Raw genomic sequence first — 22714 nt, forward strand, 5'->3', positions numbered from 1 at the left:
ACCAGTCTCCTGTATTGGGAGAGGTCCTTTTACAGCATATTTAGTCCAGAGATTTTTGGCATGCCAGATGCCAGACTGTCAAGCTGCGTGATTTTTCAGCGTTTCCACACCTTCGACTCGCTTGACAAAGTTTGGTTGTGGCATACCAAATGCCATAAAATGCGTCTACCCCCAAGGAGGAAACCACATGTCTGATGCCGCCATGCCCGACGCCAAGGCTACGATCCGCAGAGTTCTCGACCAGGTCAGGTCGGACAAGCGCACCAGCCTGACCGCCCCCGAGGGCAAGCTGGTCTGCGATGCCTATGGCATTCCGGTGCCGAAGGAGGGCGTGGCGAAGTCGGCCACTGAAGCCGCGAAGATCGCGACCGACATGGGCTTCCCGGTCGTGATGAAGATCGTCTCGCCGGACATTCTCCACAAGACCGAGGCGGGCGGCGTCATCGTCGGCGTCAAGACCGCCGAAGACGCGAAGACAGCGTACGAGACGATTCTCGGCAACGCCAAGAAGTACAAGGCCGATGCCAAGATCGAAGGCATCCAGGTGCAGCAGATGCTCACCGGCGGCCTTGAGGTGATCGTCGGCTCGATCACCGACGGCTCGTTCGGCAAGCTGGTGGCGTTCGGCCTCGGCGGCGTGCTGGTCGAGGTGCTGAAGGACGTCACCTTCCGGCTGGCGCCGGCCACCAAGGATGACGCGCTGTCGATGCTGGACGGCATCCAGGCCCATGAGATGCTGAAGGGCGTGCGCGGCGGCGATCCGGTGAGCCGCGAGGCGCTCGCCGACGTCATCGTCAAGGTCTCCAGGCTGGTCAGCGATTTCCCTGAGATTATCGAGCTCGATCTCAACCCGGTGTTCGCCACCAAGAACGGTGCCATCGCTGCCGACGTCCGCATCGTAGTCGATTTCGACTACAAGCCGCGCCCGGCGCCGCGCTCGAACGAAGAAATCGTCACCGCGATGAACCGGATCATGATGCCGAAGGCGGTCGCCGTGATCGGCGCCTCCGCCGAGGACGGCAAGATCGGCAACTCCGTGATGAAGAACCTGATCAACGGCGGCTACAAGGGCGAGATCTACCCGATCCATCCGAAGGCCTCCGAGATCCTTGGCTACAAGGCCTATAAGAGCGTCAAGGATGTGCCCGGCGTCATCGACACCGCGGTGTTCGCGATTCCCGCGAAATTCGTTGCGGGCGCTTTGACCGAATGCGGCGAGAAGCAGATTCCGGGCGCGGTGCTGATTCCCTCAGGCTTTGCCGAAGCCGGCGAGCCCGAGCTGCAGGCCGAAATCGTCGAGGTCGGCAAGAAGTACAACATCCGCCTGATGGGGCCGAACATCTACGGCTTCTACTATACGCCGGCCAATCTCTGCGCGACCTTCTGCACGGCCTATGACGTCAAGGGCCACGCTGCGCTGTCGTCGCAGTCGGGCGGCATCGGCATGGCGATCATCGGTTTTTCGCGCTCGGCGAAGATGGGCGTCTCGGCGATCGTCGGCCTCGGCAACAAGTCCGATATCGACGAGGACGATCTGCTCGCCTTCTTCGAGCAGGACCCGAACACCAACCTGATTGCGCAGCACTGCGAGGATCTGAAGGACGGCCGCGCCTTTGCGGAGGCCGCCAAGCGCGTCTCGAAGAAGAAGCCGGTCGTCGTGCTCAAGGCCGGCCGCACCTCGGCCGGCGCTCGGGCCGCTTCGTCGCATACCGGTGCGCTCGCCGGCAACGACAAGATCTACGAGGACGTGCTCAAGCAGTCCGGCGTGATCCGCGCCCGCAGCTTGAGGCAACTCCTGGAGTTCGCCCGCGGCGTGCCGGTGCTGCCGACCCCGAAGGGCGAGAACGTGCTGATCATCACCGGTGCCGGTGGCTCGGGCGTGCTGCTGTCGGATGCGGTGGTCGACAACGGCCTGTCGCTGATGACGATGCCGCCGGATCTGGATGCTGCCTTCCGCAAGTTCATCCCGCCGTTCGGCGCGGCCGGCAACCCGGTCGACATCACCGGCGGCGAGCCGCCGATCACCTATGTCAACACGGTCAAGCTCGGCCTGTCGGATGAGCGCATCCACGCGCTGATCCTGGGCTACTGGCACACGATCGTGACCCCGCCGATGGTGTTCGCGCGCAACATGGTCGAGGTGAAGAAGCAGATGGAGGCCAAAGGCTTCGTCAAGCCGATGGTGGCCTCGCTCGCCGGCGACATCGAGGTCGAGGAAGCCGCCGAATATCTCTACCAGAACGGCATCCCGGCCTACGCCTATTCGACCGAGCTGCCGGTCGAGGTGCTCGGCGCCAAGTACAAGTGGGCGCGCGGCGCGGGCCTGCTGTAAGCCGCCAGCAAAGCGGCCGCCGCGGTGACCATCGCGGCGGCCGTAACGCCGCGAGAACTATCGTAGCCCGCATAAGCGCAGCGCCATGCGGGACCGGTAGCCCGGGTATCGCTGCGCTCACCCGGGCTACGCTTCTCTCACCTCATCCTGAGGAGGCCGCCAGCGGCGGCCGTCCCGACGGATGGCCACGAAGAGATGGCCGGCAGCAACGGAGTGCAGGTCGCGATGGAGCGAAATGTGATCCGGCGCAAGGACGCAGAGCCGAAATCCGGCACTGCAGCCGAGCCACGCGACGGCGGCGTGCAGTCGGTCGACCGCGCGCTTCTGATCCTGGAGACGCTCGCGGAAGACGACGACGGCTATCGCCTCAGCGATCTCGCGGTGCGCACGGGCCTCTCGACCTCCACCGCGCATCGGCTGCTGACCACGCTGGAGAAGCGCCGTTTCGTGCAGTTCGATCCGACCTCGTCGAAATGGCATGTCGGCGCGCAGAGTTTTGCCGTCGGCGCCACCTTCACGCGCCATCGCAACGTGGTGGCGCAGGCGATTCCTTACCTGCGCAAGCTGCGCGACCAGACCCGTGAGACCGCCAATCTCGCCGTGGTCGACGACGAGACCTTGATGCTGCTGGTGCGGCTGGAAAGCCGCGAGATCACGCGCTCGCTGACCAAGGTCGGCGGCCGGGTTGCAATGGTGGCCTCCGGCATCGGCAAGGCCGTGCTCGCGACCTATTCGGATGCGGACGTGGCCGCGATCATCCACCGTCACGGCATGCCGCATCTGACGGAGAAGTCGATCGTGCGCGCCGGAGAGTTGTTTAGGGAATTGCAGGCGATCCGGCGCCAGGGCTACGCCGTCGACGATGAGGAAGCCCGCATCGGCCTCCGTTGCGTGGCGGCGGTGGTTTTCAACAACTGCGCCGAGCCGCTGGCTGCTGTTTCGATTTCGGGCCTGACCAGCCGCATCACCGACGCGAGGTTGCCGGAGTTCGGCAAGGCCGTGCGCGACATCGCGGCCGAGCTGACGCTCGCGCTCGGCGGCGTGATGCCGTCCCGGGAATAGACGAGGTCACTCCGCTTCTTCCATCGACGCCGTCATTGCGAGGAGCCGAAGGCGACGAAGCAATCCAGAATCCTTGCGTCGCCCTGGATTGCTTCGCGGAGCCTGTCATCGGGCCGCGCGGACCCGTTGGCTCGCAATGACGGGACGCTGAGACTTTCCATTCCGCCGCTCGATTACTCCGCTGAAAAGGCGTGCAAAATCATCGCGCATGCCGACACGCGGGAAAAAAATTCTGCTGCGTTGAGATCGCTCTGCACATCCTACGACAATGACGCAACTCGAACCATCAACACGAGGAGCGTCCCATGCCGAAGATGCGCGCAGTCGATGCCGCGGTCCGTATTCTGGAGAGTGAAGGCGTCACGTGCGCCTTCGGCGTGCCGGGTGCGGCGATCAATCCGCTCTATTCGGCGATGAAGGCGCGCGATTCCATCCGTCACATCCTGGCGCGCCACGTCGAGGGCGCCTCGCACATGGCGGAGGGCTATACCCGCGCCAAGGCCGGCAATATCGGCGTCTGTATCGGCACCTCGGGGCCGGCCGGCACGGACATGATCACCGGGCTCTATTCGGCCATCGCCGATTCGATTCCGATCCTCTGCATCACCGGACAGGCGCCGCGGGCGCGGCTCCACAAGGAGGATTTCCAGGCCGTCGACATCGAGCAGATCGCCAAGCCCGTCACCAAATGGGCGGTCACGGTCCGCGAGCCCGGGCAGGTCCCCCGCGTGTTCAGCCAGGCCTTCCACGTGATGCGCTCAGGGAGGCCCGGTCCGGTGCTGATCGACCTGCCGCTCGACGTGCAGCTTGCCGAGATCGAGTTCGACGATGAGACCTATGCGCCGCTACCGGTCTATAAGCCCACTGCGACCCGGGCGCAGATCGAGAAGGCACTTTCGATGCTCAATGCCGCGGAGCGCCCGCTGATCGTCGCCGGCGGCGGTATCATCAACGCCGATGCCAGCGAGCTTTTGGTCGCCTTTGCCGAGACCGTCAACGTGCCTGTCGTGCCGACCTTGATGGGGTGGGGCGCTATCCCTGACGATCACGTGCTGATGGCCGGCATGGTCGGCCTGCAGACCAGCCATCGCTACGGCAACGCCAACTTCCTCGAGTCCGATTTCGTGCTCGGCATCGGCAACCGCTGGGCCAACCGCCACACCGGCTCGATCGAGACCTACACCAGGGGCCGCACCTTCGTGCATGTCGACATCGAGCCGACCCAGATCGGCCGCGTCTTCAATCCCGATCTCGGCATCGTCTCCGATGCCAAGGCTGCGCTCGCGCTGTTTCTCGAGGTCGCGCGCGAGTGGCGCAAGGCGCGGCGCCTGCGTGAGCGGCAGGCCTGGCCCGCGGCCTGCCAGGACCGCAAGCGCACCATGCTGCGGAAAAGCGATTTCGATCAGGTGCCGATCAAGCCGCAGCGCGTCTATCACGAGATGAACCGCGCCTTCGGCCGCGATACCTGCTATGTCAGCGTGATCGGTCTGTCGCAGATTGCCGGCGGGCAATTCCTCAGCGTGAATCATCCGCGCCATTGGATCAATGCCGGGCAGGCGGGACCCTTGGGCTGGACCTTGCCGGCCGCGCTGGGCGTCCGCGCTGCCGATCCGGATCGCGAGATCGTGGCGTTGTCGGGCGATTACGACTTCCAGTTCCTGATCGAGGAGCTCGCGGTCGGCGCCCAGTTCAAGCTGCCCTACATCCATGTCGTCGTGAACAACGCCTATCTCGGGCTGATCCGCCAGGCGCAGCGCGGCTTTGCGATGGACTACCAGGTGCAGCTCTCCTTCGAGAACATCAATGCGCCCGAGATCGGCGCTTACGGCGTCGATCACGTCGCTGTCGCCGAAGGCCTTGGCTGCAAGGCGATCCGCGTCACCGATCCGAACAAAGCGCAGGCGGCCTTCGCCACCGCGCGGGAATGGATGGCGCGTTACCGTGTGCCGGTGGTGGTCGAATTCATCCTGGAGTGCGTCACCAACATCGCGATGGGGACCGAGATCGACAACATCACCGAGTTCGAGGAGGTGTTGGATCTTCCGCTCGACGAGACGCCGGCTCAGCGCTCCGGCGCACTGCAGCCGGCTGAATGATCACGACAAGGCTTAAGGGGACGATGATGCCGCGATTTGCCGCCAACCTGACCATGCTGTTCACCGAGCTGCCCTTCGCCGAGCGCTTTGCCGCTGCCAAGGCCGCCGGCTTCAGCGCCGTCGAATATCTCTTCCCTTACGACTTCGACAAGGCGATGCTGCGCGAGCAGCTCGTGCGCCATGGCCTCACGCAGGTGCTGCACAATCTGCCGGCCGGCAACTGGGCGGCTGGCGAGCGCGGCATCGCCATCCTGCGGGACCGCGTCAGCGAATTTCGCGACGGGGTGTTTCGTGCCATCGACTACGCCAAGGCGCTCGACTGCAAGCAACTCAATTGCCTGGTCGGCATCGCGCCTGGGCATAGCGACCCCCGCGATCTCGAGGAGGTGCTGATAGGCAATTTGCGTTTTGCTGCCGCGGCACTCGCAGCGGAGAACATCAAGCTCTTGATCGAGCCGATCAACACGATCGACATCCCCGGCTTCTTCCTCCACCGGACGGACCAGGCACTGCGGCTGATCTCTGAGGTGCGCTCCGAGAATGTCTTCGTGCAATACGACATCTACCACATGCAGATCATGGAGGGTGATCTCGCGCGCACCATGGAGAAGCATCTTGCGCGCATCGCCCATATCCAGCTCGCCGACAATCCCGGCCGCCACGAGCCCGGCACCGGCGAGATCAATTATTCCTTCCTGTTCCGGCATCTCGACGCGATCGGCTATGCCGGCTGGATCGGCTGTGAATACAAGCCGCGCACCACGACCCTGGAGGGGCTGTCCTGGCACGCGATCCATGAGTTCGAGACCTAGTGCGGCGAACTGAGATCCGATCAGCTCGTCCGCACGGTCTTCATTGCGATCTCAAATTCAAGGAGGTCCGCAGTCACGAGGCGTTTGGCATTCCGCTGAACGTCACGGACTGCTGGACCTCTTTCCCGTGTGCTGTTCAGCCCACCGGCCCGGGAACCCAGCCGTCACCAGAGAGCGGCCTGACCGAGACGCCGTGAAGCACACCGAGCTTCAGGCTCGGATCGAAATGGCGCATCGTCCGCTCGTTGAGATCGATGATGCGACCGGGCGTCAACGGTCCCACGTCGTTGATCTTGACGATGACCTTTTTCCCCACGGCCTCGACGAGCGCATATTTCGGCCTCGCGCCATATTGGACCCCACCGAATTTCTGACGCAGACTCGTCTTGATGGCAGCCGCCCAGACCGACGGATCGTAGCGCTCGCCTGAAGCTGTTTTCCGGCTGCCCTCCCTCCATCCGGGCCGGAACGGATTGTACATGGATGCTGCGCCAACGATCGCATCACCGGATGCGGCACTGACGCTCTCGTTTGAATGAATGGCACCAGCTTCACTTCGAGCAGTGGTAACGGACATGGAAAGCGCAACTAGGGCGCCGCAGATTGCGGCGCTCGAGCGGAACACCATCATAACTCCTCAGTTGATTTTCTTCTTCGTCGTTCGGTTCCGATGCCGCAAACGACGTCGAGCAAACGCGGAAAGCGTCGAGGGACTCACGTAAATTTGCGGACTCGCCAACTGGCGGCGGAACCGTTGTGGGAACCTAAGTAGTTCTCTCACTTTGGTTTTCGCCGACTAAGACAGAGATTGCGTCAGCAGCATGACTGAATGGAACTCTCAGCCACCTTATGAGAAAAACGTCTGGCGACGTCTGCGGAAATCGCCGCAAGCCAAGCTGCGAGATGCGTAAGAAGATCTCGAACATCGAAGAGTTCGTATCGACGAAGAAACTAATGAGTTCCGGTTAGGTGACAGTACACGCGGAATAAGAGATCACCGCAACGTCTGAGAGGAGGAGCAGGCGTGAATGGTTTCCTATTCGACGACGTCAGTTGCGCGAATTCGCTCGACAAGTTCGAAGCGCTCACACCAGAGCATCATGTCCGGCGCGTACTGTCCGAGTCGGGTGAAGTATCGCCGATGCGCCTCACGCCAGTATTGAAGAGAGCGGTCACCTTCACCCTCATCGTAAGCAAATGCTTCATCCACTTCATCGAAACGTCGCTTGGTCAACTCGATCGTTTTGAGGACGGCTTTCGGGACGCCTTGCCCGTCGAGAACGACCATCATTTTTCCGAGCTCTGCCGAAAGTAGGCCCTGACTTTCGGCCCAGCAGGTCGCGCGCTTCCTTCCCGACAAGACCAGCTCCAGAAGGCTGTTGGCCAAGTCGGGACTATCACCAAAGGAAAAGGTCTCTAATTCTCTCCAATCCATGAGCGAAAGCTGATGCTCGCTTTTGGTGTTGTCAATGCGCACCGAGAGGGCCCTGTGAGTGGCAGCTCGTCGGTCTGTAAGACGAAAGGGTCTGCCTTTCACTGCCTGTCGGGCGAATCACCGTGCAGCTTCGCGCCATCTCGCCGCGCGATGCGACCGCGCGAGCCGAAAAAGCCCCTGCTTGGAAAAACTCATTTCGCCAATTGATTCAAGGCGAAGCCGCATGCATGGCGTGCTGCGCGAAAAATTTCTCTTTCGTTTTTACAGAAATCGTGGATGATGCGCAGATCCCGCCTCGACGGGAGGGGCGTACGCGCGGTCGTCACGATATGCGAGGCGGGGATGCGATGGCCGTGTCGGGTCGCAGCGTGATCTCATCGCGCCGACGAACGACATCGATACGGACGTGAAGTCGTGTGGTCCTGGCCTCCCGGTGCTGAGGTCAAGTCTGCAGCAGCGTTGTGCGCAGGCGACGGGGGCAAGACAGCCGGTCCCCGAGGAGATCACGTATAAGCGTTAGCACCATCGCACAGGGAATGCGGGATGTTGGCTGAACCTGTGGTAACTGCCGCCTGCTTTTTTTCTGCAGGCGGGCCATGGGTGAGGCCTTCACCCGGCATTCCCTGTGCCCTCTCGATTGCATCGAAGGGCATGTCGTTTCGCATAGCTCGGGCGCACCTCGCCGCGGGAATGCCGACGTGCATCTGCTGTTTGAAAAACGTGAATCTCGAGCAGGGCCACAGCGCACGCGACGTGTAGCAACCGTTTGCGCGGATTCGGAGTTCCGTCATTGCGAGCGAAGCGAAGCAATCCAGACTTTCATCCTGCGGCCTCTGGATCGCTTCGTCGCTGCCGCTCCTCGCGATGACGCGAGTTGGCAGGATCGCCTTGCGCTGCTTCGATGCTGATTAGTTCCCTCCGTCTGATGATTTTTACGTCAGATCGAGCCGGAACCTGGATGCTCCCCCTGGGGTTGAACGTCATCTTCAAACTCTGGAGGAGAAGATGAAGAACCGTCTTGCTGTTTCGTTGATTGCCGCCTCGCTGTTGGCGTCTGGCGCGGCTTTTGCGCAGTCCACCACTGTCGAGGGCGCCCACAATGGCGCAGCTGCCGGTGGCGCGGTGGCAGGGCCGCTTGGTGCGATGGTCGGCGGCACGGTCGGTGCGGCCGTCGGAGCCGGGCTCGAAATCCCGAACGCCGTGATCAACTCGATCGATGAAGAGCGCGCGCCATCCGTTGTTGTGCGCGAGCGCGTCGTGGTCGGCGAGCCGCTGCCCGAGACGGTCGTGTTGCGCCCGGTGCCGCGTTATAGCGAGTATCGCTATGCGGTGGTCAATGATCGTCGCGTGATCGTCGATCCGCACACCCGTCGTGTGATCAAGATCATCGATTGATCTTGCGCCACCGGATGAGTCGAATGAAGAACCACGCCGTTATCCGCGGCGTGGTTTTTTCGCGCCAGATCTTCGTTGTCAGGCCGCTTCGGGCCGGACGCGCCTGGCGAACCGGTCGAGCAGGGCGGCGGCAGCGAAGCCGACACAGGCCGTGAGCGCATCGACGATGAAGTCTTCCAGCCGTGCATGCCTCCCGGGGACCCAGAGTTGCGCGAGCTCCAATGCGCCGGTGAGCACGACCGCGATCGCCGCGGCGAGCAGCCGCTGCTGACGGTAGGCAAGGCCGAAAGCCAGGCCGACCAGGATGAACGCCAGCGCATGCTCGCCGTCCTGCCCAAGATGGGCGTGCGGCCGGTAGCTGGGTGGGCCGAGCGTCGCAAAGGTCACAGCGGCGGCGAGCAGCCAGGCGGAAAAGCGGACCATGATCGTCATGAGCTCCGGATAGCATGAATTGCGCCAGTGGACGCGGCTCACGCCTGCCTGAGCTCGCCGTGTAGTTAATACCTTGAATGGCCAAGCCTTTACAAGGGCTGCCGCACGCCCAGGCCGAGCATGAAGCGTTCCCGGATCTGCACCGGATCGCGCTTGGTGGTTCCGGTGCCGGGCTTGTCGTCGATGCGCGCCGCGAGCAGGGCAGGGCCGTCCGCAGCCAGCGCCTGATCGATCAGCCGCTCGAAATCCTCCTCGTCGGCGGCCCAGTTGCTGTTCGAAAGACCACAGCCGGCGGCAATAGCGACGAGATCGGCGTGCTGGGCCGGCGTCGGCTGGCTGCCGGTGATCTGGTAGATGCCGTTGTCCATCACCACCAGGGTGAGATTCTTCGGCGCCAGCGTCGCGATGGTCGTCAGACAGCCGAGCTGCATCAACAGCGAGCCGTCGCCTTCGAGCGCGATGACGCGTCGGTTCGGCTGCGCCAGTGCCACCCCGAGCGCGATCGGAAAGGCAAGGCCCATGCTGCCCAGCATGTAGAAATTCTGCGGCCGGTGACCGGCAGCCCAGAGATCGAAATTGGTGTTGCCGATGCCGCCGATCACGGCCTCTTCGTTTTTCAACTTCGCGACCAGGCGCGACGTGAGATCGAAGCGATTCATCACCTTCGTGTTGCGGGCAGCAGGTTGCATGTTCATCGGCGCGCTCACTTGTCGAAGACCTTGCCGCCGGTGAGCAGCGGCGAGAGGATCAGCGCCACCGGTGCCTGCGTGGCGACCGCCTGCTTGATCGAACGGTCGACGGTGAATTCCAATTCGTCGAGCCGTGTCATGGTGTGATGCTCCATCGCCAGCGAATCCAGCACGGGGCGCATTGTCCGGCACACCAGCGACTGGCCATAATTGAACTCGCCGAGCGTGCCGCGCTCGGAGACGAACATGATCAGCGGGATCTGGCAGGGCACCACCAGCGAGGCCAGCACATTGGCGAGCGTCGCAAAGCCCGAGGTCTGCATCAGCATTGCGCCGCGCCGGCCGCCCATCCAGGCACCGGAGAGGATGCCGACCGCTTCCTCCTCGCGCGCGGTGGCAAAGGTGGTGAAGAAGGCATCGGCATGCAGGCGCTTGATCAGCGGCGTCAGCACGCGATCGGGAACGTAGGGCACGAGGTCGACCTCGTTGCGCTTGAGCGTGCGCAGCACGATCTCGTGCCAGGCTTCTTCTCGAGGCCTGGCTTGCTCAGGCTTGGCGGACGTCTCCCCGTCGGCTGCGGCCATCCCGGTTTCTCCCGTCTTGTCGGACGCCGCTGACGCAACCGGCGGCGATTGGTTGGCACCGAACTTGACGCGGCAGAGCGGATTGTCAACATGTCCAGGGTGACGATGTGCCCTGCGCAGGGTCAATGCTGCAGTAGGTGGCTTCATCGTGCATAAGTTGCGCATGAGACGAAAAGACAGATGTCGGGAGGATCGTTTTGAGCAGGTGGTTTCCCGCCGCCGTTGCGGCCACGTTGTTGATGACATCAAGCGCATCGTCGCAGCCAAGCTTCCCGACCAAGCCGGTGCATGTGCTCGTACCCTATGCCGCGGGCGGCGCGGTCGATATCCTCGCACGCACGCTCGGCGATGCCGTCTCGAAGCAATGGGGCCAGTCCGTTGTCGTGGAAAACCGTCCCGGCGCGGGCGGGGTGATCGCCTCGCAAGCGCTGGTCGCATCGCCGGCGGATGGATATACGGTGATGGTGGTCGCGAGCGGCCACCCGACCAACCCGTTTTTGTATCCCAAGCTGCCCTACGACACCTTCAAGGATTTCACGCCGATCTCGCTGCTGGCGTCGTCGCCGAACATCCTGCTGGTACGCGCGGACTCGCCCTACAAGACGCTGGCGGACGTGATCGCCGCAGCCAAGGCCAAGCCGGGCAGCCTGTCGTTCGGCCATGCCGGCACCGGCACATCGCAGCATCTGGCGGGCACGCTGTTCAAGAGCATGGCCAAGATCGACATCGAGCCGATCCCCTATAAAGGCGGCGCGCCGGCGATCAACGATCTCCTGGGCGGGCAGATCCCGCTCTCGTTCAACAACGGACCCGAGGCCGTCGGCCAGCTCCAGGCCGGCACGGTGCGGGCGCTGGCCGTCACCACGGCCAAGCGTGCAGCGTTCCTGCCTGATGTACCCAGCATTGCCGAGACCGTGCCCGGCTACGACACCGAAGTGTGGTGGGGCCTGCTCGGGCCGCGTGGCATGGCGCCCGAGCTGGTGGAGAAGCTCTCACATGATTTCGTCGCTGCGCTGAACGCCGATGAGGTCAAGCAGCGCCTCGCCAAGCTCGGCGCCGCACCGATCGGCTCCACGCCACAAGTCTTCGACGCCAAGATCCATGCCGATTACGACAAATGGGGACCGATCATCGAGGCCGCCGGCATGAAGGCCGAATGAGGCGACACGCGCGGTCTGAACTGAAAGACCCTCAATGACTGTCAACACCAAGCGTGTCTTCTACGTCAAATATCTCGCCCATCCGATCTTCAGCGATACCCTCAACGGGCGGCCGGATGTGCGGCTCGACCGGCTCGAGAACGACAGCCCCGATGAAGTGGCGGCGCCGATTCTGGCCGCTGCGCATGCCTATCAGGTGGGCGCGGCGCGCGACGAACTCGCACCGCACTTCCATGTCGGTGCCGACCTGCTGCGGCGCGCGCCCAACCTGCTGATCGTCTCCAGCAACGGCGCCGGCTACGATCCGGTCGATGTCGAGGCCTGCACCAAGGCCGGCGTGCTGGTGGTCAACCAGACCGGCGGCAATGCGCATTCGGTTGCCGAGCATGCGCTCGGCATGATGCTGACCCTCTCGAAGCGCATCATCGAATCCGATCGCCGGCTGCGCCGCGAGCGCGGCGTCAACCGCAACGACCTGATCGGCAACGAGGTGCAGGGCCGAACCATCGGCATCGTCGGGCTCGGCAATGTCGGCCGGCGCATCGCCGAGCTCTACAAGGGTCTGCTCGGCATGACCGTGCTGGCCTACGATCCCTATTTGTCGGCCGAGGAGATGGCGGCACGCGGCGGCGAGAAGGTTGCGCTGGACGAACTGCTCCGTCGCTCCGATTTCGTCTCGATCAACTGCCCCCTGACCAAGGAGAGTCGGGGCATGATCGGTGCGCACGAGTTCGCCCTGATGCAGCCGCACGCCTTCTTCATCACCACCGCGCGCGGCTTCATTCATGACGAGGAGGCGCTGCTACAGGCGCTGCGCGAGAAGCGGATCGCCGGCGCCGGACTTGACGTCTGGTCCAAGGAGCCGCCGCCGCCCGAGCATCCGCTGTTGCAGTTCGACAACGTGCTGGCGAGCCCGCACACCGCCGGTGTCACCCGCGAAGCGCGCCAGAACATGGGCCGGATCGCGGCGGAGCAGCTTCTTCGCGCGCTCGATGGCGGGCGGCCGCCGCGGCTGATCAACCCGGAAGCCTGGCCGCATTACAGCGAGCGCTACCGCCGGGCTTTCGGAACAGCACCTGTGGGGTGAGAAAAACTCATTCGTGCTTGACCGCTGTGCGGCAATAAATTTGCTGTCCGGCCCGTGGGCGGCGAAGCGGTCATTGCTATTTTCCTAGATGCCTCGACAGCCCCCGGAGGCAGAGCCATTTTTCCTTTCGCGCCATGGGCTTGCGGGCCATCGCTCGGCCGGCGCGAAAGGGTGCTTCGATGCGTCGGATCAATTCAATGCTGCATGTGACGCGTATCCGCGTCGGCCGCGCGTTCTCGCAATTCGTGGCGATCGCGGCGGCGAGCTTGCCCAGCGCGGGTGCCTGATACCGCAAAGTTCCCTCGATATCTCAGATATTTGCGCGGCGGGCTTGAGATTCATCAACCACTCTGCTGCAGAGCGGGGTAACATCACCCACGGCGCTTCGTTCTGCAGGGGAGGTCTCATGTCACGCTATGTCGTTCATTTCATGAAGGACGTGCTCGGCGAATACGGCCGGCAGCGCGAGATCTGTCAGAGCACGCTCGAGATCGACGCTCCGAGTGAGGATCGCGCCGTCGAGCTTGCCAAAAAGAAGTTCTGCGAAAAGCAATCGCTTTGCGATTGGTCGCTGCACGCCGACCGGATCCAGGTTCAGTCAGCCGATTTTCCGTCCTGACGCTGCGAGAGCGATTCGCGGCGCAACGCGACTTCTGCTTGCGGATCTGGCGTGACGGGGCTTGCCAGTGCCCTGTCCAAGTGGCAATCGGGAACCGATCGTTTCTTCCGAGCTCCGGATATCAGCGTGTTTCCCGACTGGATCAGCCTGCATTGTGCCGCGCTCTCGCAGACGCATCGGGAGGCGGCGCTCGCCCGCCAGGAGCAGCTCACGAAGCCGGTCGGCGCGCTTGGCCGGCTCGAGGCGGTGGCCGTCGAGTTGGCGGCCCTGCAGGCGACGGATGCGCCCGGCGCCGATCGCGTGCCGGTCGTGCTGTTCGCTGGCGATCATGGCATCGCGACCCAAGGCGTCTCGGCCTATCCGGCCGAGGTCACGGTGCAGATGCTGCGCAACTTCGCCTCGGGCGGCGCGGCGATCTCGGTACTGGCGCGCACGCTCGGCCTGCCACTCGAAGTCGTCGATGCCGGAACATTGGCGACCGAGGCCATTGCTGGCGTGATCGTCGACAAGCCACGCAACGGCACCCGCGATTTCAGCCGCGAACCGGCACTCACTGTGGCGGAGGTGGTCTTCGCGCTCGACGCCGGCCGCCGCGCCGTCGCGCGCCAGATGGAGCAATCGCCGCAGCTCGTCATTTTCGGCGAGATGGGGATCGGCAACACCACCTCTGCTGCGGCGATCGCCGCGGCGCTGCTGCCCTGCGCGCCTTCAGAGATCGTAGGGAGTGGCACGGGGCTGGATAGCGAGGGGCGGGCGCGCAAGGCCCGCGTGATTGCAGATGCGCTGACCCTGCACGGGATCGCCAGCGGCGCTTCAGCCGAAACCGTGCTCTCGGCGGTTGGTGGCCTTGAGATCATTGCCATGACTGGCGCGATCATCGCGGCCGCACAGGCGCGGCTGCCGGTCCTGATCGACGGCTTCATCGTCTCGGTCGCGGCGCTGGCTGCGACCAAGCTCAATCCGTCCTGCCGCCCATGGCTGATCTTTTCGCACCGCTCCGCCGAACGCGGCCATGGCCTGCTGCTCGATGCGCTCGGCGCGCGGCCGCTGATCGATCTCGATTTGCGTCTCGGTGAAGCCTCGGGCGCGGCGACCGCGCTGCCGATCCTGCGGCTGGCCTGCGCGCTTCACAACGGCATGGCGACCTTCGCCGAGGCCGCGGTCTCGAACCGCGACGGCTGATGCGGATCGATCTCCTGCGCCATGGCACGACCGGCCGCGACGGCCATCTCGACGGCCGCACCGATCCGCCGCTGAGCGATACTGGCTGGGCGCAATTCGCCAGGCAGACGAAGGACGGCGACTGGCCGCTGGTCGTGACCTCGCCGCTCGCCCGGGCGCGGCTCGCGGCCGAGGATTATGCGCGTCGCTCCGGTTCTGCGCTGCGCATCGAGACCGATTGGTCCGAGCTCGATTTCGGAGAATGGGATGGGCGCAGGCGCAGCGAGATCGCGGCCGAGCCCGAACATGCCGATCTGCTCAACGCCTTCTATGCTGATCCGGCTGCATTCAGCGCGCCGGGCGGCGAGCGATGGATCGCTCTGCAACAGCGCGTCGCTCGCGCCCTCGACCTCCTGCTGGCCACCGGGCTTGCGTCGGCATTAGTGGTGACGCATGGCGGCGCGATGCGTGCCGCGCTGGCGGACCTGCTCGGCTGGCCGCTGCAGTCGCTGTGGAGCTTGCGCATCGATCCTGCCACGCGTATCCGCCTGGAGGCGGGACGCAGCGCGGATGGCACGCGCTGGGGCGAAATCGTCGAGATCATCCAGCCATGAGCGCCCGCGCGTTCTGGATCGCGCTGCAATTCCTGACCCGGCTGCCGACGCCGCGCGTGACCGATATGCAGGCCGACGATCTCGCGCGTTCGGCGATCTGGTTTCCCGCTGTCGGCCTCGCGATCGGCGTCCTGCTTGCGGTAATCATGCGCATCTTCCAGGGCAGCGGGTCCTGGGTGGCTGCGCTTGCGGTGCTCGTGGGCTGGGTAATTATCACCGGGGCTCTGCACCTCGATGGGCTCGGCGACGTCGCCGATGCGCTTGGCGCGTTCCATGGCAAGCCGGATCGGTTTGTGCAGGTGCTTGGCGATCCCCACGCCGGCAGCTTTGCGGTGGTCGCGATCGGCCTGCAAATCCTGGCCAAGCTGGTGCTGATCGCGCAGCTGCCGCTTGCGATGGCGCCATGGACCTCGTCTTGGGCGCTGATCCTGATTCCGGCCTGGGCGCGCTGGGGCACGCTTGTTTGCAGCAAGACCCTGCTGCCGCTGAAGCCAGGCCTGGGCGCCAGCGTCGCCAACAGCGTGAGCTGGCCGATGATCGCAGGCTGGGGCGCGCTGCTCGCGATTGCTGCTCTGCTTGGTGTGCGACCGACACTGCTGGCATTGATCGTCGTGCCGGTCATCGCCTTCTATTGGCAATGGCGGCTCGGCGGCATCACCGGCGATTGTCTCGGCGCCAGCATCGAGGTGACGGAGACGCTGCTGCTGTTCGCCTGCGCGCTGTAGTACTTTCAGATCGTCATCAGCGCCGCTTCAAGCCGTTGCCAGCTCTCTTTGTCACCGGGCAGGCCGAAGCGCAGCCACGCCGTATTGCATGGAAACCGTCTGACATGAATGCCGTGGCGCGCGAGCCTGTCGGCAAGGGCCTCCGCATCGGCGTGCTCGGCGAGCCGGAACAGCGGCGTGCCGCCGATGATCCCGCAACCGGCCGCGATCAGCAACTGGTCGAGGCGCCGGCTGTCAGCAATGAGCCGTTCCCGTGTGTGACTCAGCCACACATCATCCGCCAGCGCCGCCGTACCGATCGCGAGCGCCGGACCGGATACCGCCCACGGACCGAGTTCGTCGCGAAGCTTCCTTGCGAGTTCGTCGTCGGCAATAGCGAAGCCGAGCCGGAGACCGGCGAGGCCGTAGGTCTTGCCGAAGGAGCGCAGCACCAGAGTCGATGGCGGCAGCTCCGGCAGGAGGCTTACATCGGCGGGCAGCACGTCGGCAAAGGCCTCGTCGAGGATCAGCAACCCGCCGTGTTTTGCAAGTTTCGTTGCAAGCGCGGTGAGTCTCTCGCGCGAAAGAACGCGACCTGTGGGATTGTTGGGATTGACCACGACCGCGACATCGACGCCTGCGAGCGCATCGATTTTGTCGATCAGGCGAACCTCGTGTTCGCATCTGCGCCAGCACAAGGCGTGCTCTTCATAAGTCGGTGCGAGCACAGCAACCGAGCCGGATGGACGCAGCCGTGGGAGGATCTGCAGCAGCGCCTGCGTGCCGGGCGCGGCGACGATGGAGGCGGGGGCGCGCACGCCATAGCGCCGGGTCGCGGCGACAAGCAAGGCTCGTTCGTCCGCCTTGGTCGGCAGCCGCGACCATGCCTCCGTCGGAAGGGACGGGATCGGATAAGCGATCGGATTGATGCCGGTCGACAGATCGATCCACGGCCTCGGCGCATCAGGATAGAGCCGGCTGATCTCATCGAGATTGCCGCCGTGAACGATCGCTTCCGGCTCCGAGCCGTGCGTGCTACTCGCTCTGAGGTCCATTCCTGTCCTTCGGCGGTCGATGTTCGTATTTCCAGCGCTTGTAGCCCTCGTGATCGAGGCCACTCTCGGCTATCCGCAGGCGCTGGTCCGTCGCATCGGCCATCCCGTGATGTGGATCGGGGCGCTGATAGCATGGGCCGACCGCCGCTGGAACAGGGCGGCAGATGCGTTCGCGACGCGCCGGTTCTGGGGCGTCGCGCTCCTGATTGGGCTGGTCGGTACGATGGCCGCGATCGGCCTGCTGTTGACGTGGCTCGTGCGGCATCTGTTGCCTGAGCCGATGGCGACCATCGCCCTGGGCCTCCTCGCAAGCAGCCTGCTGGCGCAGCGCAGCCTCGATCAGCACGTGGCCGCGGTCGCAACCGGGCTGGAGCAGGGCGGTCTCGAGGGCGGACGTCACGCAGTGGCGATGATTGTCGGCCGCGATCCCGACAGGCTCGACGAAGCCGGCGTCGCGCGCGCCGCGATCGAGAGTCTGGCTGAGAATTTCTCCGACGGCGTCGTGGCGCCTTTGGTCTGGCTCGTGGTCGCTGGCCTGCCGGGCATCCTGATCTACAAGGCGATCAACACCGCCGACAGCATGATCGGGCATCTCTCCGAGCGGCATCGGGCTTTCGGCTGGGCGGCGGCGCGGCTCGATGATCTCATCAACCTGCCTGCGTCGCGGCTGTCGGCATTGTGGCTCATGCTCGCGGCTTGCACCGTGTCCGTTGCTTCACCGCGTGGCGCCTGGCACGCCGTCTGGCGCGACGCGCACAAGCATCGGTCGCCTAATGCCGGCTGGCCCGAGGCTGCCATGGCAGGGGGCCTCGGCCTGCGGCTCGCCGGCCCGCGCGTCTATCACAGCGAGGTCGTTGCCGATGCCTGGATGGGTGACGGGCGGGCGGAAGCCGATGCCAGCGATATCAAGCGCGCTCTGCGGCTCTATCGCACGGCCTGCGTGATCCAGGTGCTGATGGTCGCTGTGCTCGCCTTCGCGATCAGGTGATGTCTCCGGCCGGCTCGCGTGCGAACTGGAGGATGCGGTCGACCGCCACGTGACGTTCGAGATGTGCGGCGAGCTTGTCGAGCGTCGTCTCCACGTCCGCGTCGTAATCGGGCACTGCAGAGTCTGCGCCGAGCGACGCCAGCCATTGCGCACGCAGATGATCATCGGCAAACAGCCCGTGGACATAGCAGCCTGCGACACGGCCGCTGGCATCGATCGCGCCATCGTTCCGACCATCCTCGAAGCGCAGGAATGGCCGCTTGGCATCTGTGCCGGTGGTTTCGCCGATATGCATCTCATAGCCGCGGAACTTTGTGGCTCCGTCGGCCAGCACACCCTTGACCTCGCGCAGGGCCTTGTCCGACGTCAATGTGGTTGCGACATCGAGCAGACCGAGACCCGGGAACGTGCCGGCAGGTCCCTCGCGACCATCGGGATCGCTGATGGTCTGGCCAAGCATCTGATAGCCGCCGCAGATGCCGAGCACGCGACCACCGCGCCGGACATGCGCGGCGAGATCGATATCCCAGCCTGTCTCCCGCAAGGCGGTGAGATCGGCGATGGTGGCCTTCGAGCCCGGAAGGATTACAATCGCGGCATCGCCCGGAATCGGCTCGCCCGGACGCAGGAAGCGCAGGTCGATGCCATCTTCGAGCCGCAGCGGATCGAACTCGTCGAAATTGGAGATGCGGGGGTAGGCGAGCACGAGGACCTTCGGCCGATCGCCGTTGCCAGCGCGCGCGGCCGGAAGCCCGAGCGCGTCCTCTGCCGGCAGCCGCTCCGCGTCCCTGAAATGCGGCACTAGGCCGAGCGGGGCCCATCCCGTGCGCGCGGCGATGTCGCTCATGCCGCTTGCGAACAGCGCGGGATCGCCGCGAAACTTGTTGACGAGAAAGCCCACGATCATGGCCGCATCGTCTGATGCCAGCACCGCTTTGGTGCCGGCCAGGCTGGCGATCACGCCGCCACGATCGATGTCGCCGATCAGCACCACCGGCACATTGGTGGCGCGGGCAAAGCCCATATTGGCGATGTCGCCGACGCGCAGATTGATCTCCGATGCCGAGCCTGCACCTTCGACCAGCACGATGTCGGCTTCCGCCGCAAGGCGGGCGAAACTGTCGAGCACCGCGCCCATCAATTGCGGCTTCATCGCCTGATAGGCGCCGGCCTTGGCGTTGCCGATCACGCGGCCCTGGACCACGACCTGCGAGCCCACCTCGCTCTGTGGCTTGAGCAGCACCGGGTTCATATGCACCGAAGGCGCAAGCCGCGCCGCGCGGGCCTGCAGCGCCTGCGCGCGGCCGATCTCGCCGCCATCAGCAGTGACCGCAGCATTGTTCGACATGTTCTGCGGCTTGAAAGGTGCGACCTTCAGCCCGCGCAAGGTGAGCGCGCGCGCCAGCCCCGCGACGATCAGCGACTTGCCGACGTCCGAGCCAGTGCCCTGGAACATGATGGCGCGCGCGACCATAGCCTTAGAACTCGATGCCTTCCTGCGCCTTCACCCCAGCCGAGAAGTGATGCTTGACGAGGGTCATCTCGGTGACGAGGTCGGCAGCCTCGATCAATTCGCTCTTGGCATTGCGGCCGGTGACGACGACATGCAGATCTGGCCTTCGCGCCTGCAAGGTTGCGACGATGTCTGCGATCGGCAGATGATCATAGCGCAGCGCGATGTTGAGCTCGTCGAGGATCACCAGGCAGATCGACGGATCGGCCATCAATTCCTTCGCCTTGGCCCAGGCGCGTTCGGCCGCGGCAACGTCGCGGGCGCGATCCTGCGTCTCCCAGGTGAAGCCTTCGCCGAGTGTGTGCCACGACACCTGGTCACCAAACTTTTCGATCGCCTTGCGCTCGCCCGTCTCCCACGCACCTTTGCCGAATTGCACGACGCCGATGCGGAAGCCGCGGCCGAGCGCGCGCAGCATCAGGCCCCACGCCGCAGTCGATTTGCCTTTGCCCTTGCCGGTGTGGACGATCAAGAGGCCTTTTTCGATGGTCTTGCCGGCGACCTCGGCATCCTGCGCTGCCTTGCGGTTTTCCATCTTCGCCTTGTGGCGCGCATCGTCATTGCTGTCGGGCATGTCTTTCGTTTCCTTGCGCATTGCTACTTCAATGTCAGCGGCAGGCCGGCGGCCATCAAGATCACGCGATCGGCGCGCGCCGCGATCTCCTGGTTGAGGCGCCCCTGCGCGTCGCGAAAGCGGCGCGCCAGCGCATTGTCCGGCACGATGCCGAGCCCGACCTCGTTGGAGACGACGACGAGCGGACCGTTGGCGTGCGCCAGCGCCTCAACCAACGTATCACAGGCGGCCTCGACGTTATGACCCGCGAGCATGACATTGCTAAGCCACAGCGTCAGGCAATCGATCAGCATTATCTGGTCGGAGCTGGTGTGTGCGGCCATCGTGCCGGCGAGATCGAGCGGAGCCTCGACGGTGCGCCATCCCTCCGCGCGGCGGCTCCTGTGCTGTGCGATCCGCGCCGTCATTTCCTCGTCGAAGGCCTGCGCGGTCGCGACATAGATCCAGGGTGCCGGGGCTGCGGTCACCAGCCCCTCGGCATAGCGACTTTTCCCCGAGCGCGCCCCGCCGAGCACCAGCGTGAGGCGCGGCAGTCGCGAACAGGGGGAGGGCTGGTCCATGTGGGCAGGATTCCAATTGACGGGCTTGGGCCTGACCCGTATCTAGCAAATGACGGTTCTCCGAAAGGAGAGATTTAGGGAACGCGGTGCGGGCATGCCGCCTCAGGCCGCGGCTGCCCCCGCAACTGTAATCGGCGAGTGCGAGGCCTTGATACCACTGGGAAACCGGGAAGGTGGCCGCGCGCAGCGACCCGAGAGCCAGGAGACCTGCCGTCGACATTGCTGTTGGCCGACCCGTCGCGCGGGGAGTCGCGATGCAGGGTTCTGATCCCGGACCTAGAATCGGGATGCCGTCGGGCGCAGCGCATTGCAGGAACCGCCACGGTTCCGGCATTGACGGAGACGGCTATGAGATTCCCGAATGACCTCGCAGATGGCGTGATCCGCTAGCATGGCTGTCACGACTTCTGGTGAGACCACGCTCTTTGTCTGTGTTACCTGCCGTGGACAGACAACAGACGCAGGGCACGACGAACAGCCGCGCCCCGGCACGCGCCTGCTTGCGGCGATCAACTCGACACTGGACGCACTCCGCGAGGGGCTTGCAATCGAGCCGGTGGAATGCCTGTCGAATTGCAATCGCTCCTGCACCGTCGCGGTCACTGCGCCGGGCAAATGGACTTACGTGCTCGGTGCGCTCGATCCCGATCTGCATGTCGAGGACGTGCTCACTTTCGCGCGGCTGCATCGCGCTCATGAAGCTGGTCTGCCGGCATGGCGCGAGCGGCCCGAACATATCAGGAAGAATACGATCTCCCGCGTGCCGCCATTGCCCTCGCGCACGCCCGAAGAGGTATCACAGCAATGAGCAATGCGATCGCCAAGACGCCATGTACCATCGTCACCGGTTTCCTCGGCGCCGGCAAGACGACGCTGGTGCGCAATCTGATCGAGACCGCGAATGGCCGGCGTCTCGCGATCATCGTCAATGAGTTCGGTGATGTCGGCATCGACGGAGATATCCTGAAGGGCTGCGGGGTCCCGGATTGTCCGGAGGATCGGATCGTCGAACTGTCCAATGGCTGCCTGTGCTGCACGGTGGCCGATGACTTCGTGCCGGCGCTGAAAAGCCTGCTCGACCAGAACGAGCCGCCCGAGCATATCGTCATCGAGACGTCGGGACTGGCGCTGCCGAAGCCCTTGGTGCAGGCCTTCAACTGGCCGGAGATCAAGACGCGCGTCACGGTGGACGGCGTGGTCGCGGTGGTCGACGGACCTGCCGTCGTCGCCGGACGCTTTGCCGATGATCCGCAGGCGCTCGCTGCGCAGCGCGCGGGCGACAGCTCGGTCGATCACGACAATCCGCTTGAGGAGGTGTTCGAGGATCAGTTGCTCTGTGCCGACCTGATCGTGCTGAGCAAGAGCGACCTGATGACTGAAGGCGAGCGCAAAACCGTCACAGCGGAGATTGCGGGCAAAGTGCAGCGCGCGGTCAAGGTGGTCGCGGCCGAACATGGCAAGCTCTCCGCGTCCGTGCTGCTCGGCCTTGGCGCCGCAGCCGAGGCGGACCTTGCCGCTCGGCCCTCGCATCACGACAACGAGGCCGAGCACGATCACGACGATTTCGAGAGCTTTGTGCTCGACGTGCCTGCGCAGACCTCGCCCGAGGCCTTGGCGGCGCGGATCGGCGCGGCGGTTGCGGCACATGACGTGCTGCGGGTGAAGGGCTTTGTCGAGATCGCGGGCAAGCCGCTGCGCCTGTTGATCCAGGCCGTCGGCAATCGAATCCAGCACCAATTCGAGCGGCCGTGGCGGTCGGGCGAAGCGCGGCAGGGACGCTTGGTGGTGATCGGCGAGCGTGGTCTCGATGCCGCCGCCATCACCAGCCTGATCGCAGGCTGA

23 protein-coding genes and 1 riboswitch are annotated in these 22714 nt (G+C 64.5%); of the genes, 14 read left to right on the forward strand and 9 right to left on the reverse strand.

What is annotated here, in order from left to right:
* Positions 1-187: 187 nt before the first annotated feature.
* The 4 genes from P6U24_RS15015 (at position 188) to hyi (ending at position 6302) form a co-directional block, all read left to right on the forward strand.
* On the forward strand, positions 188-2332 hold the full coding sequence (locus tag P6U24_RS15015) for an acetate--CoA ligase family protein (protein WP_407159861.1): 2145 nt from the start codon (positions 188-190) through the stop codon (positions 2330-2332).
* Between the two features lie 225 nt (positions 2333-2557).
* Positions 2558-3394, forward strand: coding sequence for an IclR family transcriptional regulator (locus P6U24_RS15020; protein WP_407160469.1), 837 nt, complete (start codon positions 2558-2560; stop codon positions 3392-3394).
* A 305-nt stretch (positions 3395-3699) separates the two neighbouring features.
* Positions 3700-5490, forward strand: a complete 1791-nt coding sequence (gcl, locus tag P6U24_RS15025) for a glyoxylate carboligase (protein WP_407159862.1) — start codon at positions 3700-3702, stop codon at positions 5488-5490.
* Positions 5491-5516: 26 nt separating this feature from the next.
* A complete protein-coding gene (hyi, locus tag P6U24_RS15030; RefSeq protein WP_407159863.1) occupies positions 5517-6302 on the forward strand; it encodes a hydroxypyruvate isomerase in 786 nt (261 codons plus the stop codon).
* A 136-nt stretch (positions 6303-6438) separates the two neighbouring features.
* Here the strand turns inward: hyi and P6U24_RS15035 are convergent, their stop codons facing one another.
* Positions 6439-6933, reverse strand: a complete 495-nt coding sequence (locus tag P6U24_RS15035; protein WP_407159864.1) for an RlpA-like double-psi beta-barrel domain-containing protein — start codon at positions 6931-6933, stop codon at positions 6439-6441.
* A 405-nt stretch (positions 6934-7338) separates the two neighbouring features.
* Positions 7339-7779 (reverse strand): ASCH domain-containing protein, encoded by a 441-nt coding sequence (locus tag P6U24_RS15040; RefSeq protein ID WP_407159865.1) that lies wholly within the window; start codon positions 7777-7779, stop codon positions 7339-7341.
* Positions 7780-8742: 963 nt separating this feature from the next.
* On the opposite strand from P6U24_RS15040, the gene P6U24_RS15045 reads away from it, so the two are divergent.
* A complete protein-coding gene (locus tag P6U24_RS15045; RefSeq protein ID WP_407159866.1) occupies positions 8743-9132 on the forward strand; it encodes a DUF1236 domain-containing protein in 390 nt (129 codons plus the stop codon).
* Positions 9133-9210: 78 nt separating this feature from the next.
* Here P6U24_RS15045 and P6U24_RS15050 read toward each other — a convergent pair whose 3' ends face one another.
* The 3 genes from P6U24_RS15050 to P6U24_RS15060 form a co-directional block, all read right to left on the reverse strand.
* Positions 9211-9564 carry a VanZ family protein gene (locus P6U24_RS15050; protein WP_407159867.1) on the reverse strand — a complete coding sequence of 118 codons (354 nt, stop codon included), beginning with the start codon at positions 9562-9564 and terminating at the stop codon, positions 9211-9213.
* An 89-nt stretch (positions 9565-9653) separates the two neighbouring features.
* Positions 9654-10253: a thiamine pyrophosphate-dependent enzyme gene (locus tag P6U24_RS15055; RefSeq protein ID WP_407160470.1), complete on the reverse strand. Its 600-nt coding sequence runs from the start codon at positions 10251-10253 to the stop codon at positions 9654-9656.
* A gap of 14 nt (positions 10254-10267) precedes the next feature.
* Positions 10268-10837, reverse strand: a complete 570-nt coding sequence (locus P6U24_RS15060; RefSeq protein WP_407159868.1) for a decarboxylase — start codon at positions 10835-10837, stop codon at positions 10268-10270.
* Between the two features lie 197 nt (positions 10838-11034).
* Here P6U24_RS15060 and P6U24_RS15065 point away from each other — a divergent pair, with 197 nt between their 5' ends.
* The 6 genes from P6U24_RS15065 (at position 11035) to cobS (ending at position 16203) form a co-directional block, all read left to right on the forward strand.
* Positions 11035-11997, forward strand: a complete 963-nt coding sequence (locus P6U24_RS15065; RefSeq protein WP_407159869.1) for a Bug family tripartite tricarboxylate transporter substrate binding protein — start codon at positions 11035-11037, stop codon at positions 11995-11997.
* A gap of 34 nt (positions 11998-12031) precedes the next feature.
* On the forward strand, positions 12032-13084 hold the full coding sequence (locus P6U24_RS15070) for a hydroxyacid dehydrogenase (RefSeq protein ID WP_407159870.1): 1053 nt from the start codon (positions 12032-12034) through the stop codon (positions 13082-13084).
* 406 nt (positions 13085-13490) lie between these two features.
* The gene (locus P6U24_RS15075; RefSeq protein ID WP_407160471.1) at positions 13491-13703 is read left to right on the forward strand and encodes a hypothetical protein; all 213 of its coding nucleotides are present in this window, start codon (positions 13491-13493) and stop codon (positions 13701-13703) included.
* A 126-nt stretch (positions 13704-13829) separates the two neighbouring features.
* Positions 13830-14885, forward strand: coding sequence for a nicotinate-nucleotide--dimethylbenzimidazole phosphoribosyltransferase (gene cobT / locus P6U24_RS15080; RefSeq protein ID WP_407160472.1), 1056 nt, complete (start codon positions 13830-13832; stop codon positions 14883-14885).
* Positions 14885-15478, forward strand: coding sequence for a histidine phosphatase family protein (locus tag P6U24_RS15085; protein ID WP_407159871.1), 594 nt, complete (start codon positions 14885-14887; stop codon positions 15476-15478). The genes cobT and P6U24_RS15085 overlap by 1 nt, the downstream gene beginning before the upstream one ends.
* Positions 15475-16203: an adenosylcobinamide-GDP ribazoletransferase gene (gene cobS, locus P6U24_RS15090; RefSeq protein ID WP_407159872.1), complete on the forward strand. Its 729-nt coding sequence runs from the start codon at positions 15475-15477 to the stop codon at positions 16201-16203. The genes P6U24_RS15085 and cobS overlap by 4 nt, the downstream gene beginning before the upstream one ends.
* A gap of 5 nt (positions 16204-16208) precedes the next feature.
* Here cobS and cobD read toward each other — a convergent pair whose 3' ends face one another.
* Positions 16209-17237 (reverse strand): threonine-phosphate decarboxylase CobD, encoded by a 1029-nt coding sequence (cobD, locus tag P6U24_RS15095; RefSeq protein WP_407159873.1) that lies wholly within the window; start codon positions 17235-17237, stop codon positions 16209-16211.
* A 19-nt stretch (positions 17238-17256) separates the two neighbouring features.
* Between cobD and cbiB the strand changes: the two genes are divergently transcribed.
* A complete protein-coding gene (gene cbiB, locus P6U24_RS15100) occupies positions 17257-18225 on the forward strand; it encodes an adenosylcobinamide-phosphate synthase CbiB (RefSeq protein WP_407159874.1) in 969 nt (322 codons plus the stop codon).
* On the opposite strand, the gene P6U24_RS15105 is transcribed toward cbiB, so the two are convergent.
* The 3 genes from P6U24_RS15105 to cobU are packed head-to-tail and all read right to left on the reverse strand — an operon-like array spanning position 18218 to position 20872.
* Entirely contained in the window at positions 18218-19699 is a 1482-nt protein-coding gene (locus P6U24_RS15105) for a cobyric acid synthase (RefSeq protein ID WP_407159875.1), read from the reverse strand. The two genes, cbiB and P6U24_RS15105, sit on opposite strands and share 8 nt — an antisense overlap.
* A 4-nt stretch (positions 19700-19703) precedes the next feature.
* Positions 19704-20312, reverse strand: coding sequence for a cob(I)yrinic acid a,c-diamide adenosyltransferase (gene cobO, locus P6U24_RS15110; RefSeq protein WP_407159876.1), 609 nt, complete (start codon positions 20310-20312; stop codon positions 19704-19706).
* A 23-nt stretch (positions 20313-20335) separates the two neighbouring features.
* Positions 20336-20872, reverse strand: coding sequence for a bifunctional adenosylcobinamide kinase/adenosylcobinamide-phosphate guanylyltransferase (gene cobU, locus P6U24_RS15115; protein WP_407159877.1), 537 nt, complete (start codon positions 20870-20872; stop codon positions 20336-20338).
* A 36-nt stretch (positions 20873-20908) separates the two neighbouring features.
* Positions 20909-21102, forward strand: a riboswitch (cobalamin riboswitch).
* Between the two features lie 161 nt (positions 21103-21263).
* On the opposite strand from cobU, the gene P6U24_RS15120 reads away from it, so the two are divergent.
* Entirely contained in the window at positions 21264-21680 is a 417-nt protein-coding gene (locus P6U24_RS15120; RefSeq protein WP_407159878.1) for a DUF1636 family protein, read from the forward strand.
* Positions 21677-22714: a cobalamin biosynthesis protein CobW gene (cobW, locus tag P6U24_RS15125; protein WP_407159879.1), complete on the forward strand. Its 1038-nt coding sequence runs from the start codon at positions 21677-21679 to the stop codon at positions 22712-22714. Before P6U24_RS15120 ends, cobW begins: the two co-directional genes overlap by 4 nt.

Source organism: Bradyrhizobium sp. STM 3557, from assembly GCF_045571465.1.
In the GTDB taxonomy this organism is placed as follows: Bacteria; Pseudomonadota; Alphaproteobacteria; order Rhizobiales; family Xanthobacteraceae; genus Bradyrhizobium.

Bases quoted from the DNA above. Each gene is read 5' to 3' on its own strand.
- P6U24_RS15015 (WP_407159861.1), top strand. From the start codon at position 188: ATGTCTGATGCCGCCATGCCCGACGCCAAGGCTACGATCCGCAGAGTT.
- P6U24_RS15020 (WP_407160469.1), top strand. From the start codon at position 2,558: ATGGAGCGAAATGTGATCCGGCGCAAGGACGCAGAGCCGAAATCCGGC.
- gcl (WP_407159862.1), top strand. From the start codon at position 3,700: ATGCCGAAGATGCGCGCAGTCGATGCCGCGGTCCGTATTCTGGAGAGT.
- hyi (WP_407159863.1), top strand. From the start codon at position 5,517: ATGCCGCGATTTGCCGCCAACCTGACCATGCTGTTCACCGAGCTGCCC.
- P6U24_RS15035 (WP_407159864.1), bottom strand. From the start codon at position 6,933: ATGATGGTGTTCCGCTCGAGCGCCGCAATCTGCGGCGCCCTAGTTGCG.
- P6U24_RS15045 (WP_407159866.1), top strand. From the start codon at position 8,743: ATGAAGAACCGTCTTGCTGTTTCGTTGATTGCCGCCTCGCTGTTGGCG.
- P6U24_RS15050 (WP_407159867.1), bottom strand. From the start codon at position 9,564: ATGACGATCATGGTCCGCTTTTCCGCCTGGCTGCTCGCCGCCGCTGTG.
- P6U24_RS15055 (WP_407160470.1), bottom strand. From the start codon at position 10,253: ATGCAACCTGCTGCCCGCAACACGAAGGTGATGAATCGCTTCGATCTC.
- P6U24_RS15060 (WP_407159868.1), bottom strand. From the start codon at position 10,837: ATGGCCGCAGCCGACGGGGAGACGTCCGCCAAGCCTGAGCAAGCCAGG.
- P6U24_RS15070 (WP_407159870.1), top strand. From the start codon at position 12,032: ATGACTGTCAACACCAAGCGTGTCTTCTACGTCAAATATCTCGCCCAT.
- P6U24_RS15075 (WP_407160471.1), top strand. From the start codon at position 13,491: ATGTCACGCTATGTCGTTCATTTCATGAAGGACGTGCTCGGCGAATAC.
- P6U24_RS15085 (WP_407159871.1), top strand. From the start codon at position 14,885: ATGCGGATCGATCTCCTGCGCCATGGCACGACCGGCCGCGACGGCCAT.
- cobS (WP_407159872.1), top strand. From the start codon at position 15,475: ATGAGCGCCCGCGCGTTCTGGATCGCGCTGCAATTCCTGACCCGGCTG.
- cobD (WP_407159873.1), bottom strand. From the start codon at position 17,237: ATGGACCTCAGAGCGAGTAGCACGCACGGCTCGGAGCCGGAAGCGATC.
- cbiB (WP_407159874.1), top strand. From the start codon at position 17,257: ATGTTCGTATTTCCAGCGCTTGTAGCCCTCGTGATCGAGGCCACTCTC.
- P6U24_RS15105 (WP_407159875.1), bottom strand. From the start codon at position 19,699: ATGGTCGCGCGCGCCATCATGTTCCAGGGCACTGGCTCGGACGTCGGC.
- cobO (WP_407159876.1), bottom strand. From the start codon at position 20,312: ATGCCCGACAGCAATGACGATGCGCGCCACAAGGCGAAGATGGAAAAC.
- cobU (WP_407159877.1), bottom strand. From the start codon at position 20,872: ATGGACCAGCCCTCCCCCTGTTCGCGACTGCCGCGCCTCACGCTGGTG.
- P6U24_RS15120 (WP_407159878.1), top strand. From the start codon at position 21,264: ATGGCTGTCACGACTTCTGGTGAGACCACGCTCTTTGTCTGTGTTACC.
- cobW (WP_407159879.1), top strand. From the start codon at position 21,677: ATGAGCAATGCGATCGCCAAGACGCCATGTACCATCGTCACCGGTTTC.